The sequence below is a fragment of the Micromonospora sp. CNZ280 genome (assembly GCF_011759515.1).
Genome location: NZ_JAAOYP010000005.1, coordinates 266,914 through 284,918 on the forward strand (window position 1 = coordinate 266,914; position 18,005 = coordinate 284,918).

Sequence of the window (18,005 nt, forward strand, 5' to 3'; positions counted from 1 at the left end):
GCGTGCCGCTCACCCGCGCCCCGGCGACCACCGAACCGGCCGGCGACGGCCCGGACGCGGCACCGGCGCCGCCGCCCGTCCCGCCGCCGCCCCGGCTGCCCCGCTGGCCGCTGGCGGCGATGTTCGGCCTGGTGCCGCTCTGGTGGCTGGCCGGCGCCTTCTACCTGGGCTGGCCGCTGCTCGGTGCGCTGCTGTTCGCGCTGCTGCTGACCCGGGGCCGGGTCCCGCTGCCGCCGGCCACCGGGCTCTGGCTGCTCTTCCTGGGATTCGTCGTGGTGAGCGCGACCCAGTTGCCGTCCGGCTCCGCGCTGCTCACCTTCGGCCTGCGGCTGGCCTTCTACCTCACCGCGCTGGTGGTCGGCGGCTACGTGTACGCCGTGGCGCGGGAGCGCCCCGACCAGGCGGCCGTGCTGGTGCCGCTCTGCGCGTTCTGGCTCGGGCTGGTGGCGCTGGGCTGGTTGAGCGTGCTCGCGCCGCGGTTCGCGCTGACCACCCCGACCGAGGTGCTGCTGCCCGCCGGGATCGCCGGCAACCCGTTCATCCAGGACATGGTCCACCTGACCACGGCCGAGTACAGCGCCCGGTCGCTGGACCCGATCTACCGGCCGGCGGCGCCGTTCGCGTACACCAACAACTACGGCAGCGCGTACGCGATGACGTTGCCCTGCGTGGTGGCCTTCACCATGCTGCGGCGCCGGGGCGTGCTGCGGTGGGTGCTGGTCGCCTCGCTGCCGGTGTCGCTGGCGCCGGCGTTCCTCACCCTCAACCGGGCGATGTTCCTCAGCCTCGGGGTGGGGCTCGCGGTGCTCGGCGTGCGGGCCAGCCTGCGCGGCAACCCGCGGGTGGTCGCCTCGCTCGCCGGGGTGGTGGTGATCGGCGCGCTCGCCACCCTGGTCATCCCGATCGCCGACCTGATCGACAAGCGGGTCGCGGCCAGCGACACGAACACCGACCGGCTCGCGCTCTACGCCGAGGTGATCCGGCGGATCCAGGACTCGCCGTGGCTCGGTTACGGCGCGCCGGTCAACGCCGACACGGTCACCGCCGCCGCCCCGGTGGGCAGTCAGGGCCAACTGTGGCTGGTGCTGTTCAGCCACGGCGTCCCGGCGCTGCTGTGCTTCCTGGCCTGGTTCGTGGTCGTCGCGGTGACCTGCGCCCGGGCCACCTCGGCGGCCGGCCAGTGGCTGGCCGTGGTGCCCGTGGTCTGCCTGGTGCAGATCCCGTTCTACGGCATGGCCAACCAGAACCTCGCCGTCGCCTTCTTTGCCATCTCGTTCGCCCTGGCGCTCGCCGAGCGGGAACGGTCGGCCGGTACCGTCCGCCGGGCGTGGCCGGGCCGGCGCGCGACGGCGGTGCCGGGATGACCGCCACCACCCGCCCCGGCCCGGCGCCGCCAGCCGGCGCCGACCGTACGGCGGAGACCCGGCGCAGCGCGCGCAGCGGGGCCGCCGGGCTGGCCGGCGCGGCCACCAGCGGGCTGTTCGGCTTCGTCCTGGCCGTGGTGATCACCCGCGGCTACGGCACCACGGGCTCCGGAGCCTTCTTCGCCGCGATCGGCGTGGTCACCGTCGCGGCGTCGGTCTGCACCCTCGGCGCGGAGACCGGGCTGATGTGGGCGCTGCCTCGGCGGCGCGCCGGCGCCGGGGGTGACGCGGCCCGGCTGCTCCCGGTGGCCCTGGTCCCGCCGCTGCTGGCGGCGACCGCCGTCGCGGTGGCCGGGGTGCTCGCGTCGGGTCCGCTGGCGCCCCGGCTGCTGGGCCCCGGCGCCGCCGCCGGGCCGCTGCTCGCGGTCACCTTCGCCGCCGTGCCGGTGGTCGCGGCGATGACCTTGCTGCTCGCCACGCTGCGCTGCGTACGCCCCGTCCGGGCGTACGTCGGGGTGCAGTTCCTCCTGCTCCCGATGGCCCGCCCGGCGCTGGTCGGCGCGGCGGCGCTGACCGGCGCCGGCCTGCTCGCCGGCATGTCCGGCTGGCTGCTGCCGGCCGCCGCGGCCCTGCTGGTCTGCCTGGCGCTGGTCGCCGGTCCGCTCGGGGTGGGGCGCGGCGCGCGGCTGCGGCCCGACCCGGGCGACTGGCGGGTGTTCTGGCGGTTCGCGTTGCCCCGCGCCGCCTCCGCCGCGATCGACGCCGGCAGCATGTGGGTGGGGGTGCTGCTCACCTCGGTGCTGGCCGGCCCGGCCGACGCCGGTGTGTTCGGCGCGGTCGGCCGGTACGTCCTGGCCGGACAGTTGGCCATGCAGGGGCTGCGGGTGGCGGTGTCCCCGCAGCTGTCCCGGCTGCTCGGCCGGGGGGAGCGGACCGCGGCGGCCGCCGTGCACCGGCAGTTGACCACCTGGGGGTTGGTGCTGTCCTGGCCGGTCTACCTGCTGCTGGCGGTCTTCGGGGTGGCGTTCCTCGGCCTGTTCGGCGCGGAGTTCCGGGCCGGCGCGGCGGCGATGACCGTGCTCGCCCTGGCGATGCTGGTGAACACCGGGGTCGGCAACGTGCAGAGCCTGCTGCTGATGGGCGGGCGCAGCGGGCTGCACCTGCTCGCCACGCTGGCCGGGCTGCTGGTCACCGTCTCGCTCGGGCTGTGGCTGATCCCCGGTCACGGCGCCACCGGCGCCGCGCTGGCCTGGGCGGCCGGCATCGCCACCGAGAACCTCACCGCGTACGGCTGCGCCCGGGCGGTGGTCGGCGAGCCGCTGCTGGACGCGGCGATGCTGCGGGCCGCCGCGGTCACCGCCGCCGGCGTGGGCGTCGCCGCGGCCGCCGGGGTGCTGGCCGCCGGGCGCGGCATTGCCGGGCTGGTGGCGGCGGTCGGGCTGCTGGCGGCCGGCGCCGCCGGTTCGTCGACGTTGCCCCGGGTGCGACCCGGCATCCGGGTGACCATCAGGCAGATCCGGGGGCGGCAGGGAGCGGCCCGGGCCGCCGGGCCCGCCCCGGCATCCACGAGAGGCAGGTGACAGGCGTCGTGTCGTCCATCCGGGACCGGGTGAAGCAGATCGTGCCGACCCAGGTGACCAACCGGGTACGGGAGACCCTCGTCGACTACGGGGTGCGCACCAGCGACCGGCGGCCGTTGCCGGACTTCCTCATCATCGGCACGAAGCGGGGCGGCACCACCTCGCTGTGGAACTACCTCCTCCAGCATCCGCTGGTGCCCCGGCTCTTCCCGGCCTGGAACACCAAGAGCGCGCACTACTTCGAGGAGAACTGGGCGCGCGGCCAGGCCTGGTACCGGTCGCACTTCCCGACGGTGCGGCAGCGGGAGGCGCTGGAGCGCCGGCACGGCGGGCCGGTCCGGGTCGGCGAGGCGGCCCCGCTGTACATGTTCCACCCGCTGGCCGCGCGGCGGGTCGCCACGCTGATGCCCGAGGTGCGGCTGATCGTGCTGCTCCGCGACCCGGTGGAGCGGGCGTACTCGCACTGGAAGGAGCGCCGCGGGCAGGGCGTCGAGCCGCTGGACTTCGCCGCCGCGCTGGCCGCCGAGCCGGAGCGCACGGCGGGGGAGCGGGAGCGGCTGACCGCCGAGCCGGAGTATGCCAGCCAGGCGTACGACTGGTACAGCTACCGCGCCCGCGGCCGGTACCTGGAACACCTGGAGCCGTGGCTCACCCGCTTCGACCGGTCGCGGATCCTCTTCCTGCCCAGCGAGCGGCTCTACGCCGACCCCCGCGCGACCTACCGCCGCGCCCTGGACTTCCTCGGCCTGCCCCCGCACGACCTGGCCGACTTCAAGGTCTACAACGACCGCCGGTCGGCGCCGCTGGAGCCGGCGCTGCGGGCGGAGCTGACCGAGTACTACCGCCCCCACAACGCGGCGCTGCGACAGCGGCTCGGGTTGGACCTCGACTGGCCGGATCGGGCGGCGTGAGCGCGCCGGCCGGCGCCCCGACCGACCCCCGCTCCCGGCCGGACGGGCTCGGTTGGGTCACCCGCGCGGTGTTCGGCGACGAGCGGATCGGGCTGACCGTGGACCGCCCGCCACCACCGGGGCACCGCGCCGTGGCCCGGTACGCGGTCGTCCCGTCGGTGCGCCGGGCCCGGTTCCTGCTGCCGCTCGGCGCGCCCCGGGTCACGGCCACCGCGCTGCTGGCGTACAACGCGCTGCGCCCGCTGAGGGTGCGTGCGGCGCGGGCGGTGCTCGGCGGGCTGGCCCGGGTCGGCGCGGTGGACCGGATGCCGTTTCCCACCCTCACCGTGTCGCTGCCCGCCGAGCTGGCCGCGGCCGATGTGCTGCTGGCGCAGTGGCTCGCCGCCGCGCTGGGCGGGGGGCCCGGCTACGCGGCGTGCGGGGTGCGCCCGCCGGACCCGAACCACAAGCCCACCCTGCAACTCTTCGCCGCCGACGGTCGGCCCCGCGGCTACGCCAAGATCGGCTGGAACGGCGCCACCCGGGCGCTGGTCACCGCCGAGGCGGCCGCGCTGCGCGAGTTGCCCGCGCTGGCCGGCGTGCCCGGGCATCCGGCGGCGCCCCGGCTGTTGGCCGAGACGTCGTGGGCCGGGCAGGCGGTCGCGCTGGTGGAGCCGCTTCCCCCGGCGGTACGCGGGCTGCCGGTCGGCGCGCCGCCGGCCATCCCGGCGCTGCTCGCGGTGGCCCGCCGGGGTCGCCCGCCGGTGCCGCCCCGGCCACTGGCCGGTTCGGGTTTCCTGGCCCGGCTGGCCGGCACGGCCCGGCGCGCCGCCGCGGCCGATCCGGCCGGTGCCCGGGCGGTCGCCGCAGTCGCCGCGCTGGCCCGCCGGTACGCCGACACCCCGGTCGAGTTCGGGCACTGGCACGGCGACTGGGTGCCGTGGAACCTGGGCCGGCACGACGGCCGGCTGGTCGCCTGGGACTGGGAGCACAGCGGGCCGGACGTGCCGCTCGGCTTCGACCTGGCACACGACGCGTTCCAGCGGGCCGTGGTGCTGCGCGGCGAACCGGTCGCGGTGGCCGCGCGGGCGGTGGACGCCCGGCTGGCCCGGTACGGCGCCGCGCTCGGGCTCGACCCGGCCGCCCGCCGGCTGGTCGCCGACGCCTACCTGGTGGAGCTGTGGCTGCGCGCCTGGCGGCTGGCCGACGCCGGGGCGGGCTGGAACCGCACTCTCCATCCGGCGCTGCTGGACGCCGTTGAGCGACGACTCAGCGGCTAAACGGAACGTGTCCGACGACCGTCGATCAGACAATGGCGGACAGTGACGAGAAGGCCGCAGGCCGTTACCATCGCTGGGGGTGACGGTCGGGCGGCGTACCTGCTCCGCCACCAGCGGGAGCCAGCCGTCCCGTACACCGGCCGGGGGCCTGTCATCGCGTCGGCTGGCGCCGGCCGTACATCCAAGCGAACTTCTGGGGACTCGCGTGGAGCAGAACATCGAGGACGGCGGGGCCCCTCCGGTCCTGTTGCTGGTCGGGTCCAGCGGCGGGCACCTGGCCCAACTGCTGGCCCTGCGCCCCTGGTACGAGCGCTGGCGGCGTTGCTGGGTCACCTTCGACACGCCCGAGGCGGTGTCCCTGCTCGCCGGTGAGGAACTCGTGCCGGCGTACCACCCCACCACCCGCAACGTGCGCAACCTGCTGCGCAACGCGGTCCTGGCCCGGCGGGTGCTGCGCCGCCGGCGGGTCGCCGCGGTGGTGACCACCGGCGCGGGTGTCGCCGTGCCGTTCGTCGTGCTGGCCTGGCTGCGTCGCATCCCGACCGTCTACATCGAGGTGTACGACCGGATCGACACCCCGACGCTGACCGCCCGGCTCTGCCGCCCGTTCCTGTCCGCGATGCTCGTGCAGTGGGAGGAGCAGCGCCGGCAGTACCCGGAGGCGACCGTCGTGGGGACGCTGCTGTGAGCGGGGCCGCCGACGCGGCGCCGGCGCGCCGGTTGGCCCCGGGCCGGCCGGCGCGGCCGGCGGACCGGGTCGAGCCGGCGAACCAGGTGCCCCGCCCCCGCGACCCGGCCGAGGTCGCCCGGATCCACCTGCTGGTCGCCGTCGGCACCGACCGGCACCCGTTCGACCGGCTGGTCGACTGGCTCTGCGAGTGGCACGCCGAGGTCGCCGACCGGGTCGACCTCACCGTCCAGCACGGACACACCCGGGCGCCGGCCCGGCCCGACGCGGTGCCCTTCCTCGGCCACGACGCGTTGCAGGCCGCGATGGCCGGATCCGACCTGGTGGTCTGCCACGGCGGCCCGGCGACCATCCTGGAGGCCCGCCGGCACGGCCACCTGCCGATCGTGGTGCCCCGCGACCCGACCCACGGTGAGCACGTCGACGACCACCAGCAGCTGTTCTGCCGGCGGCTCGGCGCCGCCGGCATGGTGGCGCTCTGCGAGTCCCGGGAGGCGCTGCGCGGCGCGCTCGGCCGCGGCCTGGCCGATCCGGACCGGTTCACCGTCCCGGCCGACGCCGCGGCCGACGCCCAGCGGGCCGCGGTACGGCGGGTGGGGCAGATCGTGGAGGACCTGGTGGCCGCGTCCGCGCGGCGGCGGCGCCGGGCGTGGTGGCGACCGGGGCGCACGGGAACGCGGCGATGACCGGGCCGCCGAGCGTGAGCGTGGTGGTGCCCACCCGGGACCGTCCGGAGCTGCTGCGCGCCGCCGTCCGGGCGGTGCTCGACCAGGACCATCCCGGCCCGGTCGAGGTGGTGGTGGTCCACGACCAGTCCGAGGCAGACCCCACGCTGGTCGACCTGGGCCGCCCCGGCCGCCCGGTCCGGGTGCTCCGCAACAGCCGCACCCCGGGGCTGGCCGGCGCCCGCAACACGGGCACGCTGGCCGCCGTGGGGGAGCTGATCGCGTTCTGCGACGACGACGACGAGTGGCTGCCCGGCAAGCTGCGGGCCCAGGTCGGGGCGCTGGCCGCGGTGCCGGGCGCGGAGCTGGCCTGCTGCGGCATCCGGGTCAGCTACGACGGGCGGACCGTCGACCGGTCGCTGCCCCGTGACTCGATCACCCTGGCCGACCTGCTCCGGGACCGGATGACCGAGCTGCACCCGTCGACGTTCCTGATCCGGGCGGCCGCGCTGCGCGACGGGTTCGGGCTGGTCGACGAGGAGATCCCGGGCAGCTACGCGGAGGACTACGAGTTCCTGCTCCGGGCCGCCCGCAGCGCCCCGCTGGTCAACGTGCGCACGCCGTACGTGCTGGTGCGCTGGCACCGGCGGTCCTACTTCGCGCAGCGCTGGGACACCATCGCCGAGGCGTTGCAGTGGCTGCTGGCCCGCTACCCCGAGTTCGGCACCCAGCCGGCCGGGGAGGCCCGGCTCGCCGGGCAGATCGCCTTCGCCCGGGCCGCCTCCGGTGACCGGGGCGCGGCGGTGCGCTGGGCCCGCCGGACCCTGCGCCGCAACCCGCGCGAGCCACGCGCCTATCTCGCCCTGGCCGTGGCCGGGCGGGTGCTGCGGGCCGACGCGGTGCTGCGCACCCTGCACCGAAGCGGCCGGGGGATCTGAGCCGCCTCGGCCACGGCGCCCAGACACCGCGCCGCCGGCCGGTCGTGCTCAGCGTTGCCGGTCCCGCCGCTGCGCCGAAGCCTGGCGCAGCCGCTCGTACCAGGCCGGCGTGGTGGCCGGGTCGAAGATCCGGGCGATCACCAGGTCGGTCGAGGAGTGCGCCAGGATGGACAGCACGATGGTCAGCGCCACCAGGTGGAAGACCTCGTCCCCGGCCGGGATGCCGGCCTCCAGCACCAGCAGGCCGTAGACCACCGAGGCGAAGCCCTTCGGGCCGAACCACATCGCGGCGAACTGCTCGGTGCGGCTCAGGTGCGCGCCGAGGAACGACACGGCCAGCGCCAGCGGCCGGGCCAGCACGATGGCGAGCACTGCGAAGATCCAACCCGACCAGGCGATCTCGCCGAGGAACTCGAACGAGATCAGCGCGCCGAAGACCAGCAGGGCGACCAGCTTGAACAGCTCCGCGACCAGCTCGCCGAAGTGCTCGAAGCTCTCCCGCTGCCGCGCGCCGAAGGTGGCCACCGTGATGCCGGCGGCGAACGCGGCGAGGAACAGGTTGGCGTGGGTGACCTGGCCCAGCGCCAGCACCAGCAGACCGATCGCCACCCCGTTCAGCGGCTCGTACTGGGTGGAGGCGGAGAAGAACCGCAGCCGTTCCAGCCGCAGCGCCAGCCACGGCACCGCCACCCCGATCACCACGCCGAGCAGCAGCTCCAGGCCCAGCTCGTCCAGGTGCAGGTCGTCGGAGCCGGCCGCCACGGCCAGGAACAGGATGACGAAGGGCAGCGCCAGGCCGTCGTTGATGCCGGACTCGACGTTGAGCAGGTGCCGCAGCCGGCCGGGCACCCGCTCGTTGCCGACCAGCGCCGCGGCGAAGACCGGGTCGGTGGGGGCGAGGATCGCCCCGAGCAGCAGGGCCTCCGGCCAGTCCAGGCCCGCGACGTAATGGGCCAGCAGCGCGGTGATCAGCAGGGTGAGCGGCAGCCCCCAGCCCAGCGCCCGGCCGGGCAGCCGCCAGGCCGACCGCAGGTCGGCCCAGCCGACCCGCATGCCGTCGGTGAAGAGCACGGTGAACAGCGCCAGCTCGGCCAGCGTCGACACGATCGGGGAGTCGGCGGTGATGTCCAGCACCCCGGTGGTCTCCGGGCCCAGCACGAAACCGGCGACCAGGAACAGCACTGCGGTGGAGAGGATGCTCCGGTGCGCCAGGCTGGAGAGCAGGACGGCGAGCAGCAGGACCGCCGCGAACGCGAAGAGCAGCACCGAAATCTCCCGAAAATGGGGTCGACGAAGGATCTGCCGACCAGACTTCCCGGCGCGCCGCCATGATCGTACGGGTTCGGCGCAAGATGTGGCACCCGCCGGTGGGCGGTCCGATCGGCGGCCGTCCGCAGGGCGGGACGCGGTGGGCACCGCACCGGCGCGGCCACCGGGCGTGACAGACTGAGCGCTGTGTTGCGCTGGTTGACTGCAGGTGAATCGCACGGTCCCGCCCTCGTCGCGCTGCTCGAGGGCGTGCCCGCGGGGGTCGAGGTGACCACCGGCGAGATCGCCGGCGAGCTGGCCCGGCGCCGGCTCGGCTACGGTCGGGGCGCCCGGATGTCGTTCGAGCAGGACGAGGTCGAGATCGTCGGCGGGCTCCGGCACGGGGTCACCCTGGGCAGTCCGGTGGCCGTCCGGGTGGGCAACTCCGAGTGGCCCAAGTGGCAGACGGTGATGGCCGCCGATCCGGTCGACCCGGAGGAGTTGGCCGGGCAGGCCCGCAACGCGCCGCTGACCCGGCCCCGGCCGGGCCACGCCGACCTGGCCGGCATGCAGAAGTACGGCCACACCGACGCCCGGCCGATCCTGGAGCGGGCCAGCGCCCGGGAGACCGCCGCCCGGGTCGCCGTCGGCACCGTCGCCAAGGCGCTGGTCCGGCAGGCGCTCGGCGTGGAGATCGTCTCGCACGTGGTCGAGCTGGGCCCGGTCGCCGCGAAGCCGGGGCTGCGCCCCCGCCCCGAGGACGCCGCCCGGATCGACGCGGACCCGCTGCGCTGTCTCGACCCGGAGGCCAGCGCCCGGATGGTCGCCGAGGTCGACGCCGCGAAGAAGGCCGCCGACACGCTCGGGGGCGTGGTCGAGGTGCTGGCGTACGGGGTGCCGCCGGGGCTGGGCAGCCACGTGCAGTGGGACCGCAAGCTGGACGCCCGGCTGGCCGCCGCGCTGATGTCCATCCAGGCCATCAAGGGGGTCGAGATCGGCGACGGCTGGCAGCAGGCCCGCTCCCGCGGCTCGGCGGCGCACGACGAGATCATCCCCACCGCCACCGGCGTGCGGCGGGTCACCGACCGGGCCGGCGGGCTGGAGGGCGGCATCACCACCGGCGAGCCGCTGCGGGTGAAGGCGGCGATGAAGCCGATCTCGTCGCTGAACCGGGCGCTGTCCACCGTGGACGTCACCACGGGGGAGCCGGCCACCGCCATCAACCAGCGCTCGGACGTCTGCGCGGTGCCCGCGGCCGCGGTGGTCGCCGAGGCGATGGTCGCCCTGGTGCTGGCCGAGGCGGCGGTCGAGAAGTTCGGCGGCGACTCGGTCGCCGAGATGCGTCGCAACCTGGCCGGCTACCTCGACTCCCTGGTGATCCGGTGAGCGCGAGGAATGCAGCGGAGCGGAGCCCCGCAGTCGCGAACGAAGGGGAGCTCCGGTGAGCGCGACGACGCGGCCGGTCTGCGTGCTGGTCGGGGCGCCGGGCTCCGGCAAGACCACTGTCGGCCGGGCGCTCGCCGACGCCCTCGGGGTCGAGTTCCGGGACACCGACGCGGACATCGAGCGGCTCGCCGGCAAGCCGATCTCGGAGATCTTCGTCGACGAGGGGGAGGCGCACTTCCGTACCCTCGAACGGGCGGCGGTGGCGGCGGCGCTGGCCTCCTGCTCCGGGGTGCTCGCCCTCGGCGGCGGCGCGGTCCTCGCCGAGGAGAACCGCGCCGCGCTGGTCGGGCACCCGGTGGTGCACCTCTCGGTCGAGCTGCCGGACGCGGTGAAGCGGGTCGGGCTCGGCGCCGGCCGGCCGTTGCTGGCGCTCAACCCGCGGGCCACCCTCAAGCACCTGATGGAGCAGCGCCGCCCGCTCTACGCCGAGGTGGCCACCGAGACGGTGGTCACCGACGGGCGGAGCCCGGAGGAGATTGCCGCCGAGATCGTCGCGTTGCTCAAGCGCTGAGCGTCGCCGGCCCGGCGGACGGGCCGGCGACAGCGTGGCTCAGCCGCGAGTGATCGTGTCCAGCACCGTGGCGAGGCCCTTCGGTTCGCTGAGCATCGGCCAGTGCCCGGTGGGCAGGGCGTGCAACTGGCCACCGGCCAGCCCGGCGAAGAACGGGTGCCCCTGCGCGATCATCTCCTCCACCATCGGCAGCGGAAACGTGCTGGCGACCAGCGCGGTCGGCACCGCCCGCCCGCCGGAGCGCCGGACCTTGTCGGTGGCGGCCCGCAGCGGGTGCGGGGTGGTCCGGGTCCGCAGCAGCGCGAGCGCCGCGTCGTCCAGGCCGGCGAGGTTCTCCGGGTCGGCGGCCGGGTCCCAGGCGGGCGGCGGCAGCAGGTGTCCGTCGCCGACCTGAGCGCGCAGCCGTTCCTGTTCCTCCGGCGGGTTGAAGTCGAACTGGGACGTGCCGTCGGGCATCGGCCCGCTCTCCACGTAGACCACCCGGGCGATCCGGTCCGGGATCCGGTCCGCGGCCTGGGTCACCGGCAGGCCGCCGCCGGAGTGCCCGACCAGCAGCACGTCGCGCAGGTCCTCCACCTGGATCAGCCGGACGATGTCGGTGGTGTGCGTCTCCAGGCCCACCTCCGGCCCGGCCAGGTGGGCCCGTTCCGCCACCCCGGTCAGCGTCACCGGGTGGACCTCGTGGCCCTGGCCGCGCAGCGTCGCGGCCACCTCCCGCCAGGCCCAGCCGCCCAACCAGAACCCCGGCACCAGCACGAACGTCGCCATCTGGATCTTCCTCTCTCGTCGGTCCCGGATACCGTACGATCGAATCCGGACGACTTCCGCCCGGTTTGAAGGAGTGTCTCGTGTCACATCCGGCCGGCCGGGTGCTCGGGCTGCTGGAACTGTTGCAGAGCCACCACCGGCTGACCGGCGCCGAGCTGGCCGCCCGGCTCGGCGTCGACGAGCGGACCGTGCGCCGGTACGCCACCACCCTGGCCGACCTCGGCATCCCGGTGACCGCCGACCGGGGCCGGTACGGCGGCTACCGGTTGCGCCCGGGCTACAAGCTCCCGCCGCTGATGCTCACCGACGACGAGGCGGTGGCCGTGCTGCTCGGCCTGGTCGCCGCCGAACGGCTCGGACTGGGCACCGAGGAACCGGCCACCGCCACCGCGCTTGCCAAGATCCGCCGGGTGCTGCCACCGGCGCTCGCCGACCGGCTCGCGGCCGTGCAGGAGCACCTCGGCTTCACCCTGCGCCGCGCCGAGCCGGCCGTCCGCCCGGCCACCGGGACGCTGCTCACCCTGGCCGCGGCGGCCCGGCAGCGGCGCCGGGTGCGGCTGGCCTACCGCTCCTTCGCGGGTGCCGCGTCGCGCCGCCGGCTGGACCCGTACGGGCTGGTCTTCCACGCCGGCCGCTGGTACGTCACCGGCCACGACCACCTCCGCGCGGAGGTGCGCACCTTCCGGCTGGACCGGATCGGCGAGGTGGTGGCCGAGGCGGAGACCTTCGAGGCGCCGGCCGGGTTCGACCCGGTGGCCCAGGTGACCCGCTCGCTGGCCGGCGTGCCGTACGCGCACGACGTCGAGGTGCTGCTGGAGACCGATCCGGACACCGCCCGACGCCGGATTCCGCCCAGCGTGGGCGAGCTGACCCCCACCGCCGACGGGGTGCTGCTGCGTACCCGGGCGGAGCGGCTGGACGGGATGGCCCAGCTGCTCGCCGGGCTGGGCTGGCCGTTCACGGTGCGGCGGCCGGACGAGCTGCGGGACGCGGTGACCGAGCACGCCCGCCGGCTGGCCGACTGGGCCGGGCGGTCAGCCGGCTGAGGCCGGCAGGGGTGCGCTGCCGGGCGCCGGCTCAGCGGGCTGCCTCGCGCGCCGCGGCTCCGGTCGCCAGGTGACCAGCAGCGCCAGCGCGAGCAGCAGCTCGGCCAGGTCACCGCCGTAGTACATGACCGTCGCGGCGGCGCGCAGCTCGGTCGCCGGGGCGGTGACGTCGACCAGCAGGCCGGCGTAGAGGAGCTGGGCGAGGGTGGCGTGCCCGGCCACCGCCACGCCCAGCACCACCAGCCGGACCGGCACCCGCGGGCGGTGCGGGCCCGGATCGGGGCCGGCGATCGACCAGGTGAAGAGGTAGCCGCTGAGCAGGAAGTGCAGCAGCACCAGGTGGTGCAGGACCGGGTCGGCGAGGGTCGCGCGGTACAGCGGCGTCAGGTACAGCAGGTGGAGCCCGCCCACGGTCAGCAGCAGGCCGGTCACCGGATGGGTGAGCACGCCCACCGCCGGGCGGTGCAGCAGGCGGACGACCGCGCGGCCGGCGCGCCGGTCGGCGACCCGCAGCGCCAGGGTGGCCGGCGCGCCGAGCGCCAGCCCGAGCGGCGCGAGCATGCCCAGCAGCAGGTGCTGCCACATGTGCGCGGCGAGGCCGTGGCCGGGCAGCGCCAGCGCGACGGCGGCCGCCGCCGTGCCCGCACCGAAGCTCGCCGTCCGCCAGTGGCTCCACCCGGCGCGGTCGGCGGCCCGCTCGCGCAGCGCCGCCGCCAGGTAGCTCCAGAAGAGCAGCGGCGGTACGAGCAGCAGCGGCCCGATGGCGAGCCCGGGACCGGCGTGCTCCGGGCTCATCGCCGGTCGTCGGCGCAGAGGTCCACCACCGTGCCCCGCCGCTGCACCAGCCAGCCGAGCACGATCAGCACCACCCCGAGCGCCAGGAAACCGACGTCCCACCAGGTCTGGTGCGGGCCGCCGCGCACGTGGTGGATGCCGAGCAGGTGGTGGTCGACTATCCCCTCGACCAGGTTGAACAGGCCCCAGCCGACCAGTGCCCAGCCCCAGAGCACCGGCGAGCGCCACAGCCGACCCCGGGAGCGGGTGACCCGGGAGTAGAGCATGGCGAGCCCGGCGAGCACGGCCAGCCAGGTGACCACGTGGAAGATGCCGTCCCAGAGGGTGTTCATCTCCAGGCCCGGGACGGTGTCCACCGGGTAGTCGGGGATGCCGATGTTGTCCGTGTCGGTGCTGCTGAGCAGGTGGTGCCACTGCAGCACCTGGTGCAGCAGGATGCCGTCGACGAAACCGCCCAGCCCGACCCCGAGGACGGTGGCGGGCAGCCGGATGTCGGCGCCGTCCAGGGTGGTTCTCGCCATCGGACACCTCCGCGCGGTTCGGTCTGGGCACTCGTTGCCCGCCGCGAACCGGACTAAACGCGCGACGGCTCAGCGGCCACCTGGTGGACAGCCCGGCCCGACCGCCGGGTCGCTCGACTAGGCTGCCGGCGATGGACGAGGTGACCCGGATCCCGGTCGGCGGCGAGCGCCCGTACGACGTGCTGGTGGGACGCGACCTGCTCGATCCGCCGCCGCGGCTGCTGCCCGGCGCGACCCGGGTGGCGCTGCTGCACGCGCCCCCGCTCAAGGCCCTGGCCGACGCGCTCGGCGAGCGGCTGCGCGCCGCCGGCGTGCGGCCGTTGCCGATCGAGGTGCCGGACGCCGAGGCGGCCAAGCGGATCGACGTGGCCGCCGCCTGCTGGGATCGGCTGGGCGAGGCCGGGTTCACCCGGGACGACGCGGTGGTCGGGATCGGCGGCGGCGCCGTCACCGACCTCGCCGGCTTCGTCGCGGCCTGCTGGCTGCGCGGGGTGCGCTGGGTGCCGGTGGCCACCTCGCTGCTCGGCATGGTCGACGCCGCGGTGGGTGGCAAGACCGGGATCAACACCGCGGCCGGCAAGAACCTGGTCGGCGCCTTCCACCCGCCGGCCGGGGTGATCTGCGACCTGGCCACCCTGGACAGCCTGCCGCCGGCCGAGTTGGCCGCCGGGATGGCCGAGGTGGTCAAGTGCGGGTTCATCGCCGACCCGGTGATCTTGGAGCTGGTGGAGCGGGACCCGGCGGCAGCCGTCGACCCGACCGGCCCGGTGGCCCGCGAGCTGATCGAGCGGGCGGTCCGGGTCAAGGCCGACGTGGTCTCCGGCGACCTGCGCGAGTCCGGGGTGCGCGAGGTGCTCAACTACGGCCACACCCTGGCCCACGCGATCGAGAAGGTGGAGGGCTATCGCTGGCGGCACGGGCACGCGGTCGCCGTCGGCCTGGTCTACGCCGGCGAGCTGGCCCGGCTCGCCGGCCGGCTCGACGAGGCCACTGCCCGGCGGCACCGCACCGCCGTGGCGGCGCTCGGCCTGCCCACCGGCTACCGGGCCGACGCCTGGCCGGAGCTGCTGGCCGCGATGCGGGTGGACAAGAAGGCCCGGGGCGACAAGCTGCGCTTCGTGGTGCTGGACGGGCTGGCCCGCCCGGCAATCCTCGAGGGCCCCGACGACGAGCTGCTGCACTCCGCCTACCGCGAGGTCGCCCGATGAAGGTGTACGTGCTGAACGGGGCGAACCTGGGGCGGCTCGGCACCCGGGAGCCGGAGGTCTACGGGGCCACCAGCTACGCCGACCTGGTGGCGCTCTGCGAGGCGACCGGCCGGGACCTGGGCCTGGACGTGGCGGTCCGGCAGACCGACGCCGAGCACGAGCTGCTCGGCTGGCTGCACGCCGCCGCCACCGAGGGGGCCGCCGTGGTGCTCAACCCGGCCGCCTGGTCGCACTACTCGTACGCAATCCGGGACGCCTGCTCGATGCTGCGCGGGCCGCTGATCGAGGTGCACATCTCCAACATCCACGCCCGGGAGGAGTTCCGGCACCACTCGGTGGTCTCCGCGGTGGCCACCGGGGTGATCTGCGGCCTGGGCGTCGACGGCTACCGCCTGGCCCTGCACCACCTGGCCGCCCGCCCCGGCTGACGGAGCGGGCTGCCCCGGCGGGTCGGTGCGGGTTGTGGGCGGACACCGTCGGTGAGATTGGCCATGCGGCGCTGCCGGGCAGCGGCGGGCGGGGCTGCGGGCCGGCGGCGGGCGGCAGCCGGCGACGGTGGTCGCCGCAGCTAGTAGACTTTCCAGGTCTGTCCGCCAATTGATGATCAAGGCAGGAAATGGCCACCACCAACGACCTGAAGAACGGCCTGGTACTCAACCTCGATGGGGAACTCTGGTCCGTCGTCGAGTTCCAGCACGTCAAGCCCGGTAAGGGTGGTGCGTTCGTGCGTACCACGCTGAAGAACGTGCTCTCCGGCAAGGTCGTCGACAAGACCTTCAACGCGGGCACCAAGGTCGAGACCGCGACCGTCGACAAGCGCACCATGCAGTACCTCTACGCCGACGGCGAGGACTACGTCTTCATGGATCTGGAGACCTTCGACCAGATCACCGTGCCCGGCGGCACCGTCGGCGAGGCGGCCAACTACCTGCTGCCCGAGGCCGAGGCGACGGTGGCCACCCACGAGAGCGTCCCGCTCTACATCGAGCTGCCCACCAGCGTCGTGCTCGAGGTCACCTACACCGAGCCGGGCCTGCAGGGCGACCGCTCCACCGGCGGCAACAAGCCGGCCACCGTCGAGACCGGCGCGACCGTGCAGGTGCCGCTCTTCATCACCACCGGCGAGAAGATCAAGGTCGACACCCGCGACGGCCGTTACCTCGGCCGCGCCTGATGGCCGAGGGTCCCAAACAGCAGATGCCGGCGCGCCGCAAGGCGCGTAAGCGGGCACTGGACGTGCTCTACGAGGCCGACCTGCGTGACCGGCCGCCGGTCGAGGTGCTCGCGGGCTACCTCGAGCGGATCGAGAAGCCCCGGCCGGAGCACCTCGGCTACGCGGTGAGCCTGGTCGAGGGCGTCGCCGACCAGCTCGACCGGATCGACGAGCTGATCGCGAGCTACGCCGAGGGCTGGACGCTCGACCGGATGCCGGCGGTCGACCGCAACCTGGCCCGGATCGCCGTCTACGAGCTGCTCTACGTCGACGAGATCGACGACCCGGTGGCGATCAGCGAGGCGGTGGAGCTGGCTCGGCAGATGTCGACCGACGACTCGCCGCGCTTCCTCAACGGCCTGCTCGGCAGGATCGCCGAGTACGCCACCCGCTGAGCGTCGTCCGGCCACCGCGGCGGCGCGAAACGCGACAGCTGACCCGAAAGGGCCCGTGCCGGACGGCACGGGCCCTTTCGGTGCGACAGCGGTCAGGAGGCGAAGAACGCCCGCGGGTCGGCGACCAGCACGCCGTGCTCGGTCAGCCGCTCGATCAGGCCGGACGGCGAGGCGTCGTAGACGATCGCCAGCGCGCGCAGGTCGTCGGCGCGGATCGAGAGCACCCGGCCGTTGTAGTCACCGCGCTGCTGCTGGATGGCGCGGGCGTACCGGGCGACGTAGGCCAGGTCCTCCGAGGCCTCGTCGTAGAGCCGTTCCAGGTCCAGGACGATCTTGCTGGTCGGCTCGTGGCGCACCCCGCTGCCGTCGGGCAGCAGCTCCGAGACGGGAACTCGGTAGAAGTCGGCCAGCTCGGCCAGCCGGGACACCGTGACGGCCCGGTCGCCGCGCTCGTACGAGCCGACCACCACCGCCTTCCACCGCCCGTTCGACTTCTCCTCCACCCCCTGCAGGGACAGGCCCTGCTGCTGGCGGATGGAGCGCAGGCGGGCGCCCAGCGACTTGGCGTATTCAGAGGGCATTCGGACACTCCCAGTGCTGCTCGGGGTTCTCCCAGCTATCGCTACGGAGCGTGACGGTACGGGGATTGCGACACCTGGTCAAGTGGTCGTGACCTTCCCGTTGGGTACGCCGGGGGAGTTATCCCCATTTCGCCGGGCTGACCAGGTGCTCAGTGGCCGGCGGCGGTCCGGCCCGTGACCACTGGTAACGTGGCTGAAGCCCGCGCCGGGCCGGGTACGGTCCGGCGGGAGGATCCGACGTCCTTTAACGACCCGTCCCGTGAGGCGGGGAAGGAGGTCCGCCGTGGCCTACCCACCGGCTGCCCAGTCACCGACCGCCCGACAACCCTCGGTGAAGGTGATCCTCACCAGCGCCGACGTCCAGCGGGTGGTCGACCGGATCGCCCACCAGATCCTGGAGAAGACCCAGGGCGCCGCCGACACCGTCCTGCTCGGCATACCCACCCGGGGCGCCCCGCTCGCGAAGCGGCTCGCGGCCCGGATCAGCACCTTCGAGGACGTGACCGTCCCGGTCGGCGTGCTGGACATCACCCTCTACCGCGACGACCTGCGCCGGCACGCCACCCGCGCGGTCGGCCCCACCCAGCTGCCGGCCGGCGGCATCGACGGCAAGCGGGTCGTCCTGGTCGACGACGTGCTCTTCTCCGGGCGTACCGTGCGGGCCGCCCTGGACGCGCTCAACGACGTGGGCCGGCCGGCCTCGGTGCAGCTCGCCGTCCTGGTCGACCGCGGGCACCGGGAACTGCCGATCCGCGCCGACTACGTCGGCAAGAACATCCCGACCTCGCTCGCCGAGAGCGTCAAGGTCACCCTCGCCGAGACCGACGGCACGGACGAGGTCAAGCTGTACGGGGGTACGCGGTGAGCG

General features: G+C 75.0%; 20 protein-coding genes. 15 read left to right on the forward strand and 5 right to left on the reverse strand.

The window, feature by feature from the left end:
* Positions 1 to 2: 2 nt before the first annotated feature.
* The 7 genes from FHX32_RS31900 (at position 3) to FHX32_RS31930 (ending at position 7,405) form a co-directional block, all read left to right on the forward strand.
* On the forward strand, positions 3 to 1,364 hold the full coding sequence (locus FHX32_RS31900; RefSeq protein WP_167191536.1) for an O-antigen ligase family protein: 1,362 nt from the start codon (positions 3 to 5) through the stop codon (positions 1,362 to 1,364).
* Positions 1,361 to 2,944, forward strand: coding sequence for a lipopolysaccharide biosynthesis protein (locus FHX32_RS31905; RefSeq protein ID WP_167191538.1), 1,584 nt, complete (start codon positions 1,361 to 1,363; stop codon positions 2,942 to 2,944). The genes FHX32_RS31900 and FHX32_RS31905 overlap by 4 nt, the downstream gene beginning before the upstream one ends.
* Before the next feature lie 8 nt (positions 2,945 to 2,952).
* A complete protein-coding gene (locus FHX32_RS31910; protein ID WP_167192201.1) occupies positions 2,953 to 3,855 on the forward strand; it encodes a sulfotransferase domain-containing protein in 903 nt (300 codons plus the stop codon).
* Positions 3,852 to 5,114: a hypothetical protein gene (locus FHX32_RS31915; RefSeq protein WP_167191540.1), complete on the forward strand. Its 1,263-nt coding sequence runs from the start codon at positions 3,852 to 3,854 to the stop codon at positions 5,112 to 5,114. Before FHX32_RS31910 ends, FHX32_RS31915 begins: the two co-directional genes overlap by 4 nt.
* A gap of 205 nt (positions 5,115 to 5,319) precedes the next feature.
* Positions 5,320 to 5,802 carry a glycosyltransferase family protein gene (locus tag FHX32_RS31920; protein WP_167191542.1) on the forward strand — a complete coding sequence of 161 codons (483 nt, stop codon included), beginning with the start codon at positions 5,320 to 5,322 and terminating at the stop codon, positions 5,800 to 5,802.
* A 122-nt stretch (positions 5,803 to 5,924) separates the two neighbouring features.
* On the forward strand, positions 5,925 to 6,488 hold the full coding sequence (locus FHX32_RS31925) for a glycosyltransferase (protein ID WP_167192203.1): 564 nt from the start codon (positions 5,925 to 5,927) through the stop codon (positions 6,486 to 6,488).
* Positions 6,485 to 7,405 (forward strand): glycosyltransferase family 2 protein, encoded by a 921-nt coding sequence (locus FHX32_RS31930; protein ID WP_167191544.1) that lies wholly within the window; start codon positions 6,485 to 6,487, stop codon positions 7,403 to 7,405. Before FHX32_RS31925 ends, FHX32_RS31930 begins: the two co-directional genes overlap by 4 nt.
* 48 nt (positions 7,406 to 7,453) lie before the next feature.
* Here FHX32_RS31930 and FHX32_RS31935 read toward each other — a convergent pair whose 3' ends face one another.
* Complete coding sequence (locus FHX32_RS31935) at positions 7,454 to 8,671, reverse strand: cation:proton antiporter domain-containing protein (RefSeq protein ID WP_167191546.1); 1,218 nt, start codon at positions 8,669 to 8,671, stop codon at positions 7,454 to 7,456.
* Between the two features lie 189 nt (positions 8,672 to 8,860).
* Between FHX32_RS31935 and aroC the strand changes: the two genes are divergently transcribed.
* Positions 8,861 to 10,039 carry a chorismate synthase gene (aroC, locus tag FHX32_RS31940; RefSeq protein WP_167191548.1) on the forward strand — a complete coding sequence of 393 codons (1,179 nt, stop codon included), beginning with the start codon at positions 8,861 to 8,863 and terminating at the stop codon, positions 10,037 to 10,039.
* A gap of 55 nt (positions 10,040 to 10,094) precedes the next feature.
* Positions 10,095 to 10,610, forward strand: a complete 516-nt coding sequence (locus tag FHX32_RS31945; RefSeq protein ID WP_167191550.1) for a shikimate kinase — start codon at positions 10,095 to 10,097, stop codon at positions 10,608 to 10,610.
* Positions 10,611 to 10,649: 39 nt separating this feature from the next.
* Here the strand turns inward: FHX32_RS31945 and FHX32_RS31950 are convergent, their stop codons facing one another.
* Positions 10,650 to 11,378: an alpha/beta fold hydrolase gene (locus tag FHX32_RS31950; RefSeq protein WP_167191552.1), complete on the reverse strand. Its 729-nt coding sequence runs from the start codon at positions 11,376 to 11,378 to the stop codon at positions 10,650 to 10,652.
* Positions 11,379 to 11,458: 80 nt separating this feature from the next.
* Between FHX32_RS31950 and FHX32_RS31955 the strand changes: the two genes are divergently transcribed.
* Entirely contained in the window at positions 11,459 to 12,424 is a 966-nt protein-coding gene (locus tag FHX32_RS31955; protein WP_167191554.1) for a helix-turn-helix transcriptional regulator, read from the forward strand.
* Here FHX32_RS31955 and FHX32_RS31960 read toward each other — a convergent pair.
* On the reverse strand, positions 12,413 to 13,219 hold the full coding sequence (locus FHX32_RS31960; RefSeq protein WP_167191556.1) for a cytochrome c oxidase assembly protein: 807 nt from the start codon (positions 13,217 to 13,219) through the stop codon (positions 12,413 to 12,415). The genes FHX32_RS31955 and FHX32_RS31960 overlap by 12 nt on opposite strands.
* A complete protein-coding gene (locus FHX32_RS31965) occupies positions 13,216 to 13,740 on the reverse strand; it encodes a DUF2243 domain-containing protein (RefSeq protein ID WP_167191559.1) in 525 nt (174 codons plus the stop codon). Before FHX32_RS31965 ends, FHX32_RS31960 begins: the two co-directional genes overlap by 4 nt.
* A gap of 131 nt (positions 13,741 to 13,871) precedes the next feature.
* Between FHX32_RS31965 and aroB the strand changes: the two genes are divergently transcribed.
* From aroB to nusB, 4 genes are all read left to right on the forward strand, one after another.
* Positions 13,872 to 14,948, forward strand: a complete 1,077-nt coding sequence (aroB, locus tag FHX32_RS31970; RefSeq protein ID WP_167191561.1) for a 3-dehydroquinate synthase — start codon at positions 13,872 to 13,874, stop codon at positions 14,946 to 14,948.
* On the forward strand, positions 14,945 to 15,376 hold the full coding sequence (gene aroQ, locus FHX32_RS31975; RefSeq protein WP_167191563.1) for a type II 3-dehydroquinate dehydratase: 432 nt from the start codon (positions 14,945 to 14,947) through the stop codon (positions 15,374 to 15,376). Before aroB ends, aroQ begins: the two co-directional genes overlap by 4 nt.
* Positions 15,377 to 15,564: 188 nt before the next feature.
* Positions 15,565 to 16,122: an elongation factor P gene (gene efp / locus FHX32_RS31980; protein ID WP_111245702.1), complete on the forward strand. Its 558-nt coding sequence runs from the start codon at positions 15,565 to 15,567 to the stop codon at positions 16,120 to 16,122.
* A gap of 23 nt (positions 16,123 to 16,145) precedes the next feature.
* The gene (gene nusB, locus FHX32_RS31985) at positions 16,146 to 16,556 is read left to right on the forward strand and encodes a transcription antitermination factor NusB (RefSeq protein ID WP_208419735.1); all 411 of its coding nucleotides are present in this window, start codon (positions 16,146 to 16,148) and stop codon (positions 16,554 to 16,556) included.
* Positions 16,557 to 16,648: 92 nt separating this feature from the next.
* Here nusB and bldD read toward each other — a convergent pair whose 3' ends face one another.
* Positions 16,649 to 17,137, reverse strand: a complete 489-nt coding sequence (gene bldD / locus FHX32_RS31990) for a transcriptional regulator BldD (protein WP_013285505.1) — start codon at positions 17,135 to 17,137, stop codon at positions 16,649 to 16,651.
* 283 nt (positions 17,138 to 17,420) lie between these two features.
* Between bldD and pyrR the strand changes: the two genes are divergently transcribed.
* A complete protein-coding gene (pyrR, locus tag FHX32_RS31995; RefSeq protein ID WP_167191567.1) occupies positions 17,421 to 18,002 on the forward strand; it encodes a bifunctional pyr operon transcriptional regulator/uracil phosphoribosyltransferase PyrR in 582 nt (193 codons plus the stop codon).
* Positions 18,003 to 18,005: the final 3 nt, after the last annotated feature.